Raw genomic sequence first — 16,108 nt, forward strand, 5'->3', positions numbered from 1 at the left:
GGAGCAGGTGGGGTTAGGAGGCCTGGCGGATTTGCGCCGGTTTCTTGTCAGTAACCGTTTCCCTGGTGATGGTGACGGAGTCCGCATCATCCATGCTGGGCACCTTGTACATGACGTCCAGCATGAGGGTTTCAAAGATGGAGCGCAGGGCGCGGGCGCCGGTGCCGCGTTCCATGGCTTCCGCGGCCATGGCCTTCAGAGCGTCCGGCTGCACGTCCAGCCTGGCGCCGTACATGGCGAGCAGCTTGGAGTATTGCTTGACCAGCGCGTTTTTCGGTTCCGTAAGCAGGCGCACGAGCTGGTCTTCATCCAGCTTGGCAAGCGGGCAGAAGATAGGCAGGCGTCCTACGAGTTCCGGAATCATGCCGAAGGAGAAGAGGTCTTCCGGCATGGCCTGGGCCAGGATTTCCTCTTCCGAGTATTCCTTGCGGTCACGCTGTTCCGTGATGGCGCCGAAGCCCATCTGGGTGGAACCGAGACGCTTGCGGATGATTTCCTCCAGTCCGACGAAGGCTCCCCCCACGATGAAGAGGATTTTCTCCGTGTTAACGCGGATGTATTCCTGCTGCGGGTGCTTGCGGCCTCCGGTGGGCGGGACATTGCAGATGGTGCCTTCAATGATTTTCAGCAGGGCCTGCTGCACGCCTTCCCCGGAGACGTCCCGCGTGACGGAGACGTTCTGGGTCTTGCGGCCTATCTTGTCGATTTCATCCACATAGATGATGCCCTGTTCCGCCTTGGCCACGTCAAAGTTGGCGGCCTGGAGAAGGCGCAGGATGATGTTTTCCACGTCTTCCCCCACGTAGCCGGCTTCCGTCAGCGTGGTGGCGTCCACAATGCAGAAGGGGACGTTGAGCATTTTTGCCAGCGTTTTCGCCAGCAGGGTTTTTCCGGAGCCGGTGGGGCCGGCCAGCAGGATGTTGGATTTTTCAATCTCCACGTCGTCCAGGGATTCGTCTTCCAGCATCACGGCGCTCTGGCGCAGGCGCATGTAGTGGTTGTACACGGCTACGGAGAGCACTTTTTTGGCGTAGTCCTGGCCGATGACGTACTGGTTGAGCGTGGCGCACATTTCTTCCGGCGTGGGCAGCGGGCCTTCGTAGGCGGCTGTCTCGCCGGCGGTATCCTTGAGCATGTCCGCGGCGGCGGCCTTGCGGGCCTCCGCCTGGCACATGGCATAGGCGGAGGGCTCCATGTTCAGGATGCCCTGGATGAAGCGGGTTGCCAGCGGAAGGCCGGTATCCTTCACAATCATGTTGACACAAATTTCAACGCAATTGTTACAGATATAGAAGTCTTCCGCAATCTGGATGAGCTTGTCCACCTTGTTCCCGGGCTTGCCGCAGCAGGAACAGGCAGGAATATGGGGGCTGGAACCGGACATGGTTTTGCTAGTAGAGAGAAATACGCCGGGGGCTTAGGCCTTGCCCTTCTTTTTGTCGTCCTGGCTTTCGGAATGATGGGTCAGCACCTTGTCCACCAGGCCGTAGGCGGCGGCTTCCTCGGCGGTCATGTAATTGTCACGGTCGGCATCCTTTTCAATCTGCTTTTCCGTTTTTCCGGTGTGCTTGGCCAGAATGCCGTTGAGGCGCTTCTTGAGGTTGAACATGAAGCCGATGGTGCGTTCCACGTCGGAAGCGGTGCCCTGGGCGCCGCCGGAAACCTGGTGGATCATCACATGGGAGTTCGGCAGGCAGAACCGCTTGCCGGGCGTGCCCGCGGCCAGCAGGACGGAACCCATGGAGGCGGCGATGCCCAGGCAGTACGTGTTCACGTCACAGGAAACGAACTGCATCGTGTCGTAAATCGCCAGGCCCGCGGTGACGGAACCGCCGGGGGAGTTGATGTAAACGTGAATGTCCTTTTTCGGATCAGCCATCTGGAGGAACAGAAGCTGGGCGATGACGGAGTTTGCTACATCGTCGTCAATGGCGGAGCCGATGAAGATGACGCGGTCCTTCAGGAGGCGGGAGTAGATGTCAAAGGCGCGTTCGCCGCGGCCGTCCTGCTCCACCACCATGGGAACGTAATAGGCGTTCACAGGGTTTGATTTGGAAGATTGGTTTTGAAACATAATGTTGTTAAAGATGTTGATGTTGTCTTGTTCAATGTGTTTTCCCCGCCTGCCGGATACAAAACGGGGGAGTCGGGCATATGCGCGCCAACTCCCCCTGGTAAGGTGTCTTGTGCAGAGGAGGGTTATTGCTCGTCTACCGTTACTTTGGCTTCTTTTGTCAGGAAGTCCAGTACCTTGGCTGTCAGCAGGCTCATTCTGATGCCATGCACGCGGCCTTCGCGCTGGAGTTCGCGGATGTAGGATTTAAGGTTCTTTTTCTGCTGGCGCGCCTGGCGTGCCACTTCATTGTAAAGTTCCATTTCCGTGACGGCGATTTTTTCCACCTGGGCCACTTCCTGAAGCATGAAGAATACCTTGAGGTTGCGCTTGGCTTCCTTTCTGGCTTCTTCACGGGCTTCTTCCACAAACTTGTCCATGTCCGCCGGGGCGTTTCCGCTGTACATGGCCTGCTGCATTTTCTGCTGAAGGATGCCGTACACTTCACGTTCCACGACGGCTTCCGGCAGGTTGAAGTCCAGCAGGTCCGCCAGCTTTTCCGTGATCTGGTCAGCCTTGGCTTCGTCAATCTGCGCGGTCTTGCGCTGGGCCAGGTTTTCCTTCAGGGCGGTTTTCAGGTCTTCCAGGTTCTTGCCGGGAAGCACTTTTTCCGCAAAGGCGTCATCCATGGCCGGGAGTTCCTTTTCACGGACTTCCTTGATGGTGGTGTGGAATACAAGTTCCTTGCCGCGCAGGTCTTCAATCGGGAAGGTGTCCGGAATGGTGACGGTAATGTCCTTGCTGTCCCCGGCCTTCAGCCCTTCCAGGGCGGAGGCGAAACCGGGCAGGAACTGGTCGTCCTCCACTTTCATCCACTGGCCTTCACGGCCTTCCAGGAATCCTACGGGCTTGCCGACGGCTTCCGCCACGGGCTTGCCTTCCAGCGTGGTCTTGAAATCAATGATCGCCACGTCGTCCTTCTTGGCGGCGCGGTCCACGGGAGTGAATTCCGCGATTTGTTCGGCCAGGGACTTCAGGGCTTCCTCTACTTCCGCTTCCGTCACCTCGGAGGAGGGGACCTTGACTTCAATGCCCTTGTACTCCGGCAGCTCGAACTCGGGAACCACGGTCATCGTGCTGGTAGCGGTGTAGTTGCCCTTGTCATCCAGGGACTGTTCCGGCTTGCCGAAGTTGAGCACTTTCAATTTGGGGTTTTCTTCCAAGGCTGTGGAGCAGGCCGTTTCAAAAAGGTTGTCCAGCAATTCTTCCTCAATTTCCTTCTTGAAGCGCTTTTCAATGATGGACTTGGGCGTTTTGCCGGGACGGAAGCCGGGCAGCTTGGCTTTGCCGGCGTAGGAGTCCACAATGGAGGCGCGGCGTGCAGCCGTGGTTTCTGCGGGGATGGAAGCTTTCAGCGTGGCTGTGCAGTCCGGTTGAATATCAACGTTGATTTCCATAAATAATACGGTCAGTGTTAATTGAAAGTGGTTCTGTCTCGGCTCCGGGATGACGGCAGCGGTCAAAACACGGGCGGCGGTAAATGTAATGAGAGGGTATATGGAGTGCAAGCTATTGCACAGGAATGACACAATTGCCTTTCCCGGGCGCCTGTACGCGCGCAACGTAAAAATGCGGGGCAACTGCGTTCTACGCGGAATCACGTCTTGACTATGCAGGAGGAAAAGTCCTTTATATCCCAAGCATTAAGTTCAGCTCTCATGATTCGACCCGTTTTTTTGTGTGTTTCCTTCCCCCTGATGGCATGTTCGGCTGCTTTGGCCCAGGATAAGTCTTCCCTTAACAGAGGCGGCTATGGTTCCGTAATGACGCCGGACCAGGTGGTGAAGGAATTGGGCCCGGAAACGGGGCTTCTGTCCGGGGACCAGGCGTATGAAGGCCGTCCCGTGAAGAGCGTTTCCGTGCGCTACAGGAGCACTGGCAAGACCGTGTCTGAAGACCGCCTGAAAAACCTGCTGGCTACGCAGCCGGGCACCAATTATTCCCCGGAAGTGGTGAACAAGGATTTGGAACGCCTGCTGGAAAGCGGCCTGGTGGGAGGCAATACGACGGTGGCCGTGGAGCCCTCCGGTGACGGCGTTTCCGTGGTGTTTGAAATGGCGGCCCAGAACCTGCTGGGCGGTGTGGGCTTCCGCGGCAACACAGCCTTTGACAACCGGGACCTTTCCGAGGAATGCGGCTTGAAGGGAGGGGAAGCCCTCAGTGACAAGGCTCTCAGCAGCGCTATTACCAAGCTGCGCACCTATTATCAGGAAGCCCGGTATCCGGATGTGCGCGTTTCCTATTTTTACCAGAAAACGGAACGCCCCGGCTTTGTGGACGTAGTCTTTGATATTAACGAAGGCAAGAAGGCCAATATCATCAACATTGATTTTGTCGGCAACGACCACATCAGCTCCAAGGACCTTCGCCAGGTGATGAAGACCAAGGAAAAGGGCTGGCTGACGTGGATTACCAAATCCGGCCGCATTGACCGTGAACAAGTGGAGGATGATCTGGCGGAACTGGTGACCTACTACCGCAACAAGGGTTATCTGCGCGTCAAGCTGGACAAGGTGGAATATTTTGACGCCGGCAAGGGCAACGAGCAGAAGCTCACCATGAAGATCACCCTTACCGAAGGGCGCCGCTACAAGGTTAACCAGGTTGCCTTCGGCCCCACCAAGGTGTTTACGGCCCAGGAGCTGATTCCCGGCCTGAGCATGTACAACGGGGATACCTATTCCGCCCAGAAGGTGGCTGACGATGTGACGATGATCCGCCGTTATTACGGCTCCCGCGGGTATGCGGACGCCGCCGTGCGCCCGGACATCCAGGAAGTGGGCATTGATCCCAAGACCGGCTACGGACAGATCAACATCGTTTACCATGTGACGGAAGGCAGCCCCTACCGCGTGGGCAACATTCGCCTGACCGGGAACAACCGCACGAAGGATTACGTGATCCGCCAGGAACTTCCCCTCCAGTCCAACGACCCCATGAACTCCGTGGACCTGGATACCGCCCAGAAGCGTCTCCAGAACCTGAACTATTTTGACATGGTGGACGTGGCCCAGGTGGGTTCCACCCGGCCGGGCTACCGTGACATCAATATTGAAGTGGCGGAAAAACGCACCGGGTCCCTGAACATCGGCGTGGCGTTCTCCTCCATTGAAAGCGTGTACCTTTTCGCGGGCATCACCCAGTCCAACTTTGACATGTATGACTGGTCCTCCTTCGTAGGGGGCGGCCAGCGCTTCGCCATCAACACCCGCGTGGGTTTTGAAACGCAGGACGCCAGCATCTCCTGGGTGGACCCGTGGTTCCTGCACCGCAAGCTGGCCTTCGGCACGGAAATCTTCTACAGCAATTCCACGTATTTCTCCGACTATTACGACCAGCAGAATTACGGCTTCGCCGTTTCCCTGCGCAAGCCGATCGGCGAGCTGGATTACGTGAAGCTGGAATACCGCCTGGAACAGTACCAGATTGACGCCAAGGGGAATGCTCCCATCTTCTTCTGGCTGCAGGACGGCGATTACCTGCGCAGCCACGTGGAACTTTCCTACACCATTGATACCCGTGACGCGCAGATATTCCCCCGCAAGGGCGGCAAGTTTGAAGTGCTGGCCGGCTATTCCGGCCTGGGCGGCGATGTGAAGACTTACAACTTCGGCATTAACGGCTCCTATTACTGGAACCTGCGCGGAGACACCATTTTCAGCATCAATGCCGGTGCGGCCACCGTGGATTCCTACGGCGACCATGACGTGCCCATTTTTGAACGCCTCTACCTGGGCGGCCCGTACAACATGCGCGGCTTCCGCTTCCGTGACGTGGCCCCGTACAATCCGGCTCTGAGCGGTGATGAAACGATGGGCGGCCGCTCCTCCTTCTTCTGCCAGTTTGAATATTCCATTCCGGTGATTGAAGAAGTGCGCGTCGCCGTGTTCTATGACATCGGCTTCGTCAACGGAGACTCCTTTGACTTCAGCGCGTCCAAGATCGTTTCCGACTACGGGATCGGCCTGCGCCTGAATCTCCCCATCGGCCCCCTGGCGGTGGACTATGCCATCCCGATCCAGAAGAACAACGCCATTGACCGCGGCGGACAATTCCAGTTCTATCTCAACTACTCCTATTAATCTCTCCATCATTAGACGACATGAGCAACTTCCGCATTCTGATTCTAGCATTCCTGGTGGTGGTGCTGGGCGTTCTGGGGATTATCTATGTGAACATCTCCTCAAGAATGGACGTGATCCAGCAACAGCAGCAGCTGGCTCCCGCGCCTGTTGCGGCGCCTGCCAACCCCACTGCCTATCTGCCCATGCCTACCCAGGTTCCCAGCACGGCCGCCCAGCCGGTGGTGGTGGCGGACCCCGTGGTGAGCGAGGAACTGGCTCATGCCACGGCTGAGCTGGAACGGATGAAAAAGGAAAATGAAGATTTGAAGAAACGCCACGCCATGGCGGAGGAGGAACGTGCCCTGCTGGAACGCCGAAACATTGAAAAGGGTGACCCGCGCCTGCAATGGCTCAATGAGATCAAGGATGCGGAGCAGGTGGGCCGTGTGACGGAATACTACCGTGACGCCAATCTGGTCCTGTTCCAGGCCATCGGGCAGCCGGAGTTGAAAGTGGGGCAGGAGCTGGGCATCCGGAGGCGCGGAAGCATTTTTGTATCCCTGATTATTGATGGGGTTGATCCGGACGGCAAGGTGTTCCAGTCCTATGTGAAGCGCAATACGCTTTTTGACAACAATGACAAGGAAACCATCAAGCCGGGGGATGAAGTGATTGTCCCGCCCGCCAGCTGGCAGGAGAACATGTCCGGAGAAGGTGATGCCGGTGCGGCTCCGTCCGCCGCTCCTTCTCCCGCACCCCAGCCGGTAATGATTCCCATGGAGCCGTAAGCGGATCCGGATAGAGCCAAGCCAAGTAAAAAGAAGTGCATCTGAGAGAAAGATTGCAGTCGGCCGCAGGCCCCAGCCTGTCCTTTGAATTTTTCCCGCCCAAAAACGAGCAGGCCGCGGCGGCCCTGTACCAGACCATCCGTGAACTGGAGCCGTACCACCCCAGCTTTGTCAGTGTAACGTATGGCGCGGGCGGTTCTACCCGTGAGCTTACCCGCGAGGTGGTGCTGCGCATCCAGCATGAATCCCGCATACCCACGGTTCCCCACCTCACCTGCGTGGGGCACAGCCGGGATGAAGTATGGAATATTCTGGACCAGTACGCCCAGGCAGGGGTGAGGGCTGTTTTGGCCTTGCGTGGAGATCCTCCGCGCGGCGCGGCGGATTACAACCGTGATGCGGACGCCTTCCGCCATGCGGCGGATCTGGTGACTTTTATCCGTGAATATAATGAATCCGGGCGCCATCCTGACCCGGACGGGTTCGCCATAGGCGTGGCGGGTTTCCCGGAGGGCCATCCGGCCACCCCCAACCGTCTGCGTGAAATGGACTTTCTGAAGGCAAAGGTGGATGCCGGCGCGGATTACATCTGCACCCAGCTGTTTTTTGACAACCACTCTTTTCTGGACTACCGGGAACGCTGCCTCCTGGCCGGCATCAAGGCTCCCATTCTGGCCGGCATCATGCCGGTGACCAGCCTCTCCGGCATGAACCGCATGGCGGAGCTCTCCGGGGGTACCTGCTTCCCGGCCCGGCTGCTCAAGGCGCTGAAGCGCGCGGGCTCCAATCCGGACGCCATTCAGGAAGTGGGTATTCAGTACGCCTCCAGCCAGTGCGCGGAGCTGCTGGATTCCGGCGTAGCGGGCATTCATTTTTATACCCTCAACCAGAGCCGCGCCACCCGAGAAATCTACAGGAACCTGGGCCTGAAGGATTCCCTTCAGCTACTGGAACATGGCGAAGATAAGTAAAAAGCTGATTGATTTGACCGGGACAACACGGTAGAAACCTCTTCAACAATATTATGGATATCAAGGATATTAAACGGGCTATGGACAACATGCCCATGGGTGATGGAAGCGCGTTTGCGGAAATTTCCGTCGGACCGGCCAAGCATGAACAATTTTTGGATGAACACTACGGCAAGGTTGCCCTGGTTGTGCTGTTGTGCGTTCTTGGCGCTGCCGGCTGGATCATTTACAACGGCATGCAGGATTCCATGGAGAGAAAGGCCGGCGCTGCCCTGGTTGCCGCCATGCCGGAATCCCCTGCCACTGGAGAAATCTCCCTGAATGAACAGGGACTTCAGCAGGTGGTGGCGGACTTTGACGATTCCCGCGCCGCCGTTACCGCTACCTACCTCCAGGCGGTCGCCCTGTGGAACGCCGGCAAGGAAGACGAGGGCGTAGCCCGGATGAAGACTTTTATTGATTCCGCTCCCACGGAAGAATGGAAAGCCCAGGCTTCCGTTACTCTGGCATGCCGCCTGATGAACCGGGGGAAGGGGGATGAAGCGGAAGGCCTGTTCCGTTCCGTGGTGGACGCGGGGGACCCCACTTTTTCCGGTTTTGCCACCATGTGCCTGGGGGACATTGCCAGGGCGAAGAAGGACAATGCCGCCGCTGGAGCCTTTTACCGTGAATTGGCGGAAAAGTTCCCGTCCAGCGCGTTCGTCCTTCAGCGCGGAGGCTACCTTCTGCGCAAGAGCCTGTTTGATATTCAGAGCCCCGTCCGCATCGAACCCGCTGCGGAGCAGAAATAATCCGGGCGGACTTTTCCGGGGCTTTCCGGAAGATGAACGCTTTCTAAATCCGCATGTCTGTTCTTTTGCAGGCATGCGGATTTTCGTGTCCAGGAGCGCCGGAACAGGGCGTTCCAAAGGGTCCGCTGTGCACAATAGGCGTCATGATTCCGTAAATTCCTCTCCGGGCTGTGACATGCTTAAACAAATCATGCGGGCACACCGCGCTTACTGGATGTAAGCCGGGCTGACGGCATTACCAATATTTTCACACCATGAACAAGCATATCAAATCCCTCTGGCTCCTTCCCCTGGCCGGGCTGTCTCTTTCCCTGATGCCGTCCTGCACGACGGACAGTTACGGAAACAGTACCGTGACGCCTGGCGGTGCTGCCGCCATCGGCGTGGGCGCGCTGGCCGCCGGGGCCGCCATCGGCGCGGCTGTCCAGCATGACCGTGACAAGGACAGGTATCGCAATGACTGGCATCACCACAATCCTCCGCCTCCGCCGCCCCGTCCGCCCCACCGCCCCCATTGGCGGCGGTAAGGGAAAGCCCATGGCCGCAAATCCTGCGGCGCTCCAGCTTTGCGGGAAGAGCGCGGCGCAACGTGGTATTTCCGGAGTCCCGTAGAGTTCTCAGGACTGGCGGATGCCGCGGAGCGCCCAGGTCATGCGCTGCCTGGCGCTCTCCGGGTCATTGAGGATGGAGCCCAGCAAATCCAGCACGGGCCGCACGGCTTTCGGGTCGTGCACCTGGAGTTGTCCGGAAAGGATAAAGGGAGCCCCGCCGCAGCAGACGAGGTAAATGAGGATGTTCATGGGGTCTCCCTGGAGCACGGAGCCTTCCTCCTGGGCTTCCCGTATGGTTTCCAGCAGGACAAGGGGGTGGCGCGTATGGATTCCTGAAATGAAGCGGATGGCCGCCCGTTCTCCCGCCAGGGCGTCCAGCACCAGCTGGGCAATGAATTGGCCGTGGCGCAGCAGGAATTCCATGACGTCTCCCAGGATGGCTTCCAGTTTTTCAAAGGCCGGAAGGTGAATGTTGGCGTGGGTCCTGACGCCGGTGAACAGAGGTTCATACCAGCGTTCCAACAGTTCGTTCAGAAAAGCTTCCCGGTTGCCGAAGTGATAGACAAAGCTCCCCGTATTGGTGCCTGCACGCAGGGAAAGGCCTCGGACAGTGAGAGCGCGGAGCCCGGATTCTCCGACGATCATGGCTCCCGTGTTAAGCAGGTGCTCTCTGGTGGATTTCCGTTTGGGCATGAAAGTGAAGCTTAAGCACCCATGTGTGCTCCTTATCCGTCCGGAAGGCAAGGACTTGTTACGTCTGTTACTGTAAAAGGCGGAACCGGGGCCTCGTCCATTCCCCGGTTCCGCTGCTGGAATCCCGAAGGAATCAGGATTTTGCTTCCAGTTCTTTCCGCCGGGAGGAAATCCAGCGGGAGAAAAGTTTGGCCGTGGCCGGAATGATGAGCAGATTCAGGATGGTGGCTGAAACCAGGCCGCCGAACTGGACGATGGCCAGCGGGCCGAGCAGCTCGCCGCCGGGTTTGTCAATGGCCCAGATCAGCGGGAGCAGGCCCAGCACCGTCGTCAGGGAGGTCATGATGATCGGGACTACGCGTTCCAGGGAACCTTCCCGGATGGCTTCCGCGGGTTTCAGGCCCTTGTGCTCCAGGGCGCGGTACCTGTTGAGCAGGATCAGGCCGCTGCGGATGGCAAAGCCGATGACCGTCACGAAGCCCACGATGGAAGCCACGGAGAGGATGGGCGGAATGTACGTGTCTCCGAACAGGGAGGACAGCGTGCCGGGAGAAGCCAGGAACACGGCCACGATGCCGCCCACCAGGCACAGCGGAATGTTCACCAGCGTCAGCATGGCGCGGCGGACGCTCCCCAGCGCGGAGGAAAGCAGCAGCACAATGAGCACCATGACGATGGCTCCCAGCACGTAAAGCCGCTCGGAGGCGGATTCCCGCGCCTTGATGGTTCCGTCATAGTCCACCGTGCAGCCCATGGCGTTCATCACCGGGTCCAATTGTTCCCGGCAGGCTTTTGCCAGGTCCCCCAGGTTGGAATTGGGGGAGGGGTTGCAGGAAATCATGGCCTTCCGCATGGTGTTGTCCCTCAGGATGAGGTTGGAGACCTCCTCCCGGTACACCTGCGCCACGTCATCCAGGCGCACGGTCTTTTTATTGGGGGAAATGAGTTCCAGGTTCTTGATGTCTTCCATGGATGTCTTCAGCCTGGGGTCAATGCGCAGGACAATGTTCCAATGGTCCTGGTTCTTGATCACTTCCCCCAGCTTCTGCCCGTTCATGGCCGTGGAAACCTGTTCCGCGGCATTCGCCATGGTCAGGCCGTGTGAGGCCAGGGCTTCCTGGTTGTACTGCACGCGGATGGTGTCCACCATGATTTCCCGGTTGGCGCGCGCGTCCGCCACCTCAGGCATCTTTGCCAGAATCTCCTTGGCCTTCTGGGCCGCCAGGCGGAGCTGGGGCAGCTCCGTGCCGTAGATGTTGATGGCGATTTCCGAGTTGGAGCCGGAGAGGGCGGAGCTGATGCGGTGCGCCAGCGGATAGCCGATCATGGAGCTGGTGCCGGGAATGCCGTCAATGCGTTCCTTGATGGCGGAGCGCAGTTTCTTCTGGTCCTTCTTCAAGTCCACGCGCACAAGGAGCTCGGAGGCGCTGACGGGTTCCGCGTGTTCGTCGTTTTCCGCGCGTCCCGTACGCTGGGTGACGCTGAGGACGCCCGGAATTTGTTCAATGTCCTTCATCACCTTCCGGGAAATGCGCTCCGTTTCATCCAGGGAGGTGCCGGGCACGGTGCTGACGAAGACCGTATAGCAGTCCTCGTTGAACGGCGGGAGGAAACTGGTTCCGAAGGTGGACCCCAGCCACAGGGCCAGCAGCGTAATGGCCGCCATGATGGCGCAGACCGTCTTGGAGAAGCGCAGGCAGAACTCAAGGATGGGCGCATAAATGCGCTTGATGAGGCGGGAGCTGAAGGAATCCCCGCTTTCCAGCGTGGCGGCGTTTTTGCTCTTCTTGAACCACATGTAGCAGAGAACCGGGGTAATGGTCACGGCCACGATGAGGGAGGAGAGCAGGGCCAGCATGTAGGAGATGCCCAGGGGGCGGAAAAACTGGCCTTCCAGCCCGGACAGGAAGAGCACCGGAGTAAACACCAGCAGGATGATGACGGAGGAGAAGGAGATGGACCCCACGATTTCCCCCTTGGCCTTCATCAGCACCTCATACTTGCTCTTGCGCTTGTCTTCCGGCAGGGCGGCGTTCCGGTTCAGGTGCCGCCACGCTATTTCCACAAAAATGATGGCGTTGTCCACTACGTCCCCCACGGCTACGGCCAGGCCGCCCAGGGTCATGATGTTAATGGCCAGCCCGAAAATGGGGAACATCATCATCCCGAACAGGACGGACAGGGGCATGGAAATCAGCGTGATGATGGCCGTGCGCAGGTTCAGCAGCGTCAGGAAGATGACGATCATGACCACCGCTCCCGCAATGAGCAGGGTTTCCGTTCCGTTGTCCAGGGACATTTCAATGAAATCCGCCTGGCGGTAGGCGGTGGTGTGCAGTTTCATGCCCTTGGGAAGCTGGCTCTGGCTGAACTCCTTGACGGCTGCGTCCACAGCCTGCGTCAGGGCCAGCGTATTGGCTCCCGGCACCTTCTGCACGGAAAGCACTACGGCGTCTTCCCCCATGAACCCGGCGTCGCCCCGTCGCGGCGCGCCGTCTATCTTGACCTCCGCCACGTCCTGAAGCCGGAGAATGCCGGAGGCATGGTCCAGAACCAGGGCGCGGTTCAGTTGTTCAATATTGGCGGTGCGGGTATCCTGCTGGATGGGGAGTTCCTGCCCGGCCACGTCCTCCAGGTACCCGGCGGGAACGGAAGACTGGGATTCCTCAATGGCCGTTTTCAGGCTGGAAAGGTCCACCCCGGCCAGCTTGAGCTTGTTGGGATCGTAAACCACCTGGTATTCCGGCAGGCGGCCGCCCAGCACCGTGACCTGTCCCACGCCGGGGATGGCCAGCAGGCGCGTGCGCAGCTTGTATTCCGCCAATTGCCGCATGTCCAGCGTGGAGGTGTCCTTGTCTCCCGTCAGGGCGATCAGCATGATTTCCCCCGTTACGGAGACGATGGGCGCCAGCTCCGGGGACGTACCTTCCGGCAGGGACTCCCGGACCGCGCCCAGGCGTTCCGTAACGATCTGGCGCGCCTGGTAAATATCCTTGTCCCAGTCAAAGTCCACCCATACGAAGGAGAGGCCGCTCCCGGAGGAGGAGCGTACGCCCTTGACCCCGGCGGTGCCGTTCATGGCGGACTCAATGGGAATGGTGATATACTGCTCCACTTCCTCCGCGGTAAGGCCGGGGGCTTCCGTCTGGATGGTGACGCGCGGAACCTTCAGTTCCGGAAACACGTCCACGGGAATACTCTTCACCACGAAAATGCTGATAACCGCCAGCGCAATTGTCAGCAGAATCACGGTGATTCTGTTATTCAGGCAGAATGAAATTAGAAAGTTCATCGAATTCCTGTTTCTATTAACCGTTCTCTAATCACGTTGAGCTGAAAATCAATGTTCCCCTTCGTGGAACTGGCCGTCCGCGTGGAAGTGCCCGGCCGCCTTTTTGCTGCCGGCGTCTCCCGTGGGCAGGATGTATTTCAATTCATATCCCCCCTTGGTCACGATGGTCTGTCCCGGCGTCAGCCCCTTGACAGGCGTCTTTCCCTGCCGGGCGGGCAGCGTTTCCACCTTCTTCATGACGAAGGTGTCGTCCGCCGCCTTGATGAAGACCACGTCGTTCACCCCCACCTTGACGACGGCGCTGTTGGGAACGGGAATAAATCCGTCCGTGGCGGCGTCATGGGAATACAGGTCCAGCCGGGCAAGCTGTCCGGCATGCGTCCCTTCCGGCATGCGGTCCGGAACGAAGTACAGGGCACGGGACTGCGTGGCGGGGTCTACCTGGTCCGCCACCCGCAGGGCGCCGTCCAGCACTTCCGTATTTTTTCCACTGGTCAGGGCCAGCTGGGCCTTCGCGTAATGGACGGGGTCAGCCCCGTAAATGGTGGTGGCGAATTCCAGTTCTCCCTTGTTGGTCATGACGAGGGCGGGCGCGCCCTGTTCCCCCCAGGAACCCTGGGTCATGTTCACGGACTGGACGGAGCCGTCTGCCGCGGCGTACACGTAAAGGAGGTTGTTTTTCAACGCTCCGGAATCCGTCACCAGCTTCAGTTTATTATTGCTGGCGTCCAGAGCGGCCCGGAGGCTGTGGATTTCCGCTTCCTTGAACTGGATGGAGGTGTTCAATTCACTGTTACGGGTGCCTATTTTTTCCAGTTGGGCCCGGCGTTCCTTGAGGGTATTGAGTTCCGCCGCGGCGCGGTCTAGAGCGGCCTGCGCCTGGGAGGCGTTTCCCTCCATCTCCACAATATCCGGAGAGGCCAGCGTGTACAGCAATTCCCCCTTCCGTACCTGCTGGGCGGACTTGACGTTGAAGGTGACGCGCCCGGCGGCGGGAAGGGCGTATGTAGTCACCGCATGGGGAGGGATGACCATCTGCCCGTGAAGGGTCTTTTCCGCGCCGTGGGAGGCTTCCGTCACCTTCTCAAAGCGCATGTCCAGGGAATGGCGCGCTTTTTCATCCACATGCACGGGAATCATATCCCCGGGCTGGCCGGAACCTTTCTCCGCGGCCTCTTCATGTTCGTGGTCGCCCGTGCAGGCTTCCCCCTCTGCATGCTGGTGGCCCTCAGGCTCGTGGTCGCCTGTGCAGACGGAGCCGTCCGCGTGCTTGTGTTCCTCATGGGCGTGTTCTTCGGTGCAGGTTTCCCCTTCCTTGTGCTGGTGGCCGTCATGGTCGTGGTCCGCCGTGCACGCAGTGCCGTCCTCGTGCTTGTGTTCTGCGGGGGCCTGTTGTTCTCCGCGTGCGGGGGTGAGGCCAAAAACGGGAGCGAAGCCCAGGATAATGGAAAAATAAAGACGTTTCATATTCGTTAACAATGGTGGCAAGTTTATTTGGATTGAAGGTTGGCGTGGGTGAGGTAGCGGAGCTGGGCTTGAATGGCCAGCAGCTTGTCCAGGTTGTCCAGGAAGGCCAGGCGGCTTTCATAAAGCTGGTGGCGGTTTTCAGCCAGTTCCAGCAGGGAAGCTTCCCCAATGCCGTGCAGTTTTTCCATGGTACGGACGGAAGAGGCGAAGGACTCCATGCGCTGAAGCTCCGTCCGGCAGTGGCGCAGCACCATCTGCTGGCTGGCGTCAAGCTGGCGCGCGTTGAATAATTCCGTCTTCCAGAGCTGGATGGTTTCCTGTCTGGACATATCCCGTGCTCCGCGGGATTCCGCAACGGCCTTGCGGTTGCGGTTCCAGAGGGGGATATTGAACCCTATTTCCCCGCCTACTTCCTTTTCACCGTCGTCACGGGTAAAGGAAGGCCCCAGTTCCAGTTCCGGATACTGGCGGCGGATTTCCGTCTTGAATAACGTTTCTGTGGTGGCGTAGGTTGCCAGCTGGGCCTTGATTTTGGGGGCTGCCGTCAGGGCGGAGGGCCCCGGTGCCGGAACAGCGGGGGGAAGCTGGAAACCCTGTTCCGTGCGGAAGCCGAGCTTCCGGGCCGCAGAGGGGTGCAGCCCCATCAGCCTGACCAGTTCCATCTTCTGTTCCAGCTCTGTTTCCGTCACAGTCTGGAGTTCCCGGATGGCGTCATTCATACGCTGGGAAGCCACCTGGCGGGAGGAAAATTCCACTTCCCCTGCTCCGATGAGCTTTTCAATCGTACTGTTTTCATTCCTGACCGCCGCCAGGCGTTCCCGGATGACCGCCTGTCGGCGCCGGGTGACGGCGAGTTTGCTCCAGGCCTGGTCCAGGGAACTGAGAAAATCCAGTTCCGCCTGGCGGAGGGTCCAGAAGTCCGCCTCCTTGTATTGTTCCGCCACCTTCTTTTCCAGGGCGGGGAGACCGGTCACGGGAATGGTGAAGCCCAGGCTGCCGGACATGTTGAGCGTGTTCTCCTGGAGGACTTGTTCGATATCCCAGGAAAAGGACGGATCATTCCACCAGCCCGATTGTTTGGCGGCTTCATTGCTGGACGCCAGCTTCAGGCGTGCCTTGTTCAGGTCCGGATTCATGACCAGGCCGATCTGGCGTGCCTGGTTCCGGGTGACGGAGGTGTGTGAGTCCACGCGGGACGCCTCTTTCCAGGAGGCTTCCTCCGCGTTCAGGTCAATGGGGGCGCTATGGTAGACGCTGCATGAGCTGAGGAAGGCGGTCAGGCCGAGCCCAGCGAAAAATGGTATGGATTTCATGATGAAAAAGAAAATGGAGATAGTTCGTCTCAATCAGGTTTGGACAATGCGGCAGATCATTCTGC

Annotated in this window: 12 protein-coding genes; 5 read left to right on the plus strand and 7 right to left on the minus strand. The window is 58.9% G+C overall.

Annotated elements, in window-relative coordinates; translation table 11 throughout:
* Window positions 1–13: 13 nt before the first annotated feature.
* The 3 genes from clpX to tig form a co-directional block, all read right to left on the minus strand.
* Entirely contained in the window at window positions 14–1,384 is a 1,371-nt protein-coding gene (gene clpX, locus CXU21_RS09150; RefSeq protein WP_102725802.1) for an ATP-dependent Clp protease ATP-binding subunit ClpX, read from the minus strand.
* 33 nt (window positions 1,385–1,417) lie between these two features.
* On the minus strand, window positions 1,418–2,074 hold the full coding sequence (locus CXU21_RS09155; RefSeq protein ID WP_102715185.1) for an ATP-dependent Clp protease proteolytic subunit: 657 nt from the start codon (window positions 2,072–2,074) through the stop codon (window positions 1,418–1,420).
* A 125-nt stretch (window positions 2,075–2,199) separates the two neighbouring features.
* Window positions 2,200–3,510, minus strand: coding sequence for a trigger factor (tig, locus tag CXU21_RS09160; protein WP_102725803.1), 1,311 nt, complete (start codon window positions 3,508–3,510; stop codon window positions 2,200–2,202).
* 300 nt (window positions 3,511–3,810) lie between these two features.
* Here tig and bamA point away from each other — a divergent pair, with 300 nt between their 5' ends.
* The 5 genes from bamA to CXU21_RS09185 all read left to right on the plus strand — a co-directional run bounded on the left by bamA (window position 3,811) and on the right by CXU21_RS09185 (window position 9,254).
* Window positions 3,811–6,195 carry an outer membrane protein assembly factor BamA gene (gene bamA, locus CXU21_RS09165; RefSeq protein WP_180972501.1) on the plus strand — a complete coding sequence of 795 codons (2,385 nt, stop codon included), beginning with the start codon at window positions 3,811–3,813 and terminating at the stop codon, window positions 6,193–6,195.
* Between the two features lie 20 nt (window positions 6,196–6,215).
* Window positions 6,216–6,965, plus strand: coding sequence for a cell division protein ZapB (locus tag CXU21_RS09170; RefSeq protein WP_102715191.1), 750 nt, complete (start codon window positions 6,216–6,218; stop codon window positions 6,963–6,965).
* A gap of 35 nt (window positions 6,966–7,000) precedes the next feature.
* The gene (metF, locus tag CXU21_RS09175; RefSeq protein ID WP_102715193.1) at window positions 7,001–7,936 is read left to right on the plus strand and encodes a methylenetetrahydrofolate reductase [NAD(P)H]; all 936 of its coding nucleotides are present in this window, start codon (window positions 7,001–7,003) and stop codon (window positions 7,934–7,936) included.
* 53 nt (window positions 7,937–7,989) lie between these two features.
* Entirely contained in the window at window positions 7,990–8,727 is a 738-nt protein-coding gene (locus tag CXU21_RS09180) for a tetratricopeptide repeat protein (protein WP_102715195.1), read from the plus strand.
* Window positions 8,728–8,981: 254 nt separating this feature from the next.
* Window positions 8,982–9,254 (plus strand): hypothetical protein, encoded by a 273-nt coding sequence (locus CXU21_RS09185; RefSeq protein WP_022396938.1) that lies wholly within the window; start codon window positions 8,982–8,984, stop codon window positions 9,252–9,254.
* Window positions 9,255–9,344: 90 nt separating this feature from the next.
* Here the strand turns inward: CXU21_RS09185 and CXU21_RS09190 are convergent, their stop codons facing one another.
* From CXU21_RS09190 to CXU21_RS09205, 4 genes are all read right to left on the minus strand, one after another.
* Window positions 9,345–9,971 carry a TetR/AcrR family transcriptional regulator gene (locus CXU21_RS09190; RefSeq protein ID WP_102715199.1) on the minus strand — a complete coding sequence of 209 codons (627 nt, stop codon included), beginning with the start codon at window positions 9,969–9,971 and terminating at the stop codon, window positions 9,345–9,347.
* Between the two features lie 133 nt (window positions 9,972–10,104).
* Window positions 10,105–13,263, minus strand: a complete 3,159-nt coding sequence (locus CXU21_RS09195; RefSeq protein ID WP_102725804.1) for an efflux RND transporter permease subunit — start codon at window positions 13,261–13,263, stop codon at window positions 10,105–10,107.
* Between the two features lie 48 nt (window positions 13,264–13,311).
* On the minus strand, window positions 13,312–14,730 hold the full coding sequence (locus CXU21_RS09200; RefSeq protein ID WP_102725805.1) for an efflux RND transporter periplasmic adaptor subunit: 1,419 nt from the start codon (window positions 14,728–14,730) through the stop codon (window positions 13,312–13,314).
* 23 nt (window positions 14,731–14,753) lie between these two features.
* Window positions 14,754–16,043, minus strand: a complete 1,290-nt coding sequence (locus CXU21_RS09205) for a TolC family protein (RefSeq protein ID WP_102725806.1) — start codon at window positions 16,041–16,043, stop codon at window positions 14,754–14,756.
* Between the last annotated feature and the right edge of the window lie 65 nt (window positions 16,044–16,108).

The sequence above is a fragment of the Akkermansia muciniphila genome (assembly GCF_002884975.1).
Lineage (GTDB): Bacteria > Verrucomicrobiota > Verrucomicrobiia > Verrucomicrobiales > Akkermansiaceae > Akkermansia > Akkermansia muciniphila_C.

Coding starts and splice junctions, on each gene's coding strand:
- CXU21_RS09180 (WP_102715195.1), top strand. CDS start 7,990: ATGGATATCAAGGATATTAAACGGGCTATGGACAACATGCCCATGGGT.
- tig (WP_102725803.1), bottom strand. CDS start 3,510: ATGGAAATCAACGTTGATATTCAACCGGACTGCACAGCCACGCTGAAA.
- CXU21_RS09185 (WP_022396938.1), top strand. CDS start 8,982: ATGAACAAGCATATCAAATCCCTCTGGCTCCTTCCCCTGGCCGGGCTG.
- CXU21_RS09195 (WP_102725804.1), bottom strand. CDS start 13,263: ATGAACTTTCTAATTTCATTCTGCCTGAATAACAGAATCACCGTGATT.
- CXU21_RS09190 (WP_102715199.1), bottom strand. CDS start 9,971: ATGCCCAAACGGAAATCCACCAGAGAGCACCTGCTTAACACGGGAGCC.
- bamA (WP_180972501.1), top strand. CDS start 3,811: ATGGCATGTTCGGCTGCTTTGGCCCAGGATAAGTCTTCCCTTAACAGA.
- clpX (WP_102725802.1), bottom strand. CDS start 1,384: ATGTCCGGTTCCAGCCCCCATATTCCTGCCTGTTCCTGCTGCGGCAAG.
- CXU21_RS09155 (WP_102715185.1), bottom strand. CDS start 2,074: ATGTTTCAAAACCAATCTTCCAAATCAAACCCTGTGAACGCCTATTAC.
- CXU21_RS09205 (WP_102725806.1), bottom strand. CDS start 16,043: ATGAAATCCATACCATTTTTCGCTGGGCTCGGCCTGACCGCCTTCCTC.
- CXU21_RS09200 (WP_102725805.1), bottom strand. CDS start 14,730: ATGAAACGTCTTTATTTTTCCATTATCCTGGGCTTCGCTCCCGTTTTT.
- CXU21_RS09170 (WP_102715191.1), top strand. CDS start 6,216: ATGAGCAACTTCCGCATTCTGATTCTAGCATTCCTGGTGGTGGTGCTG.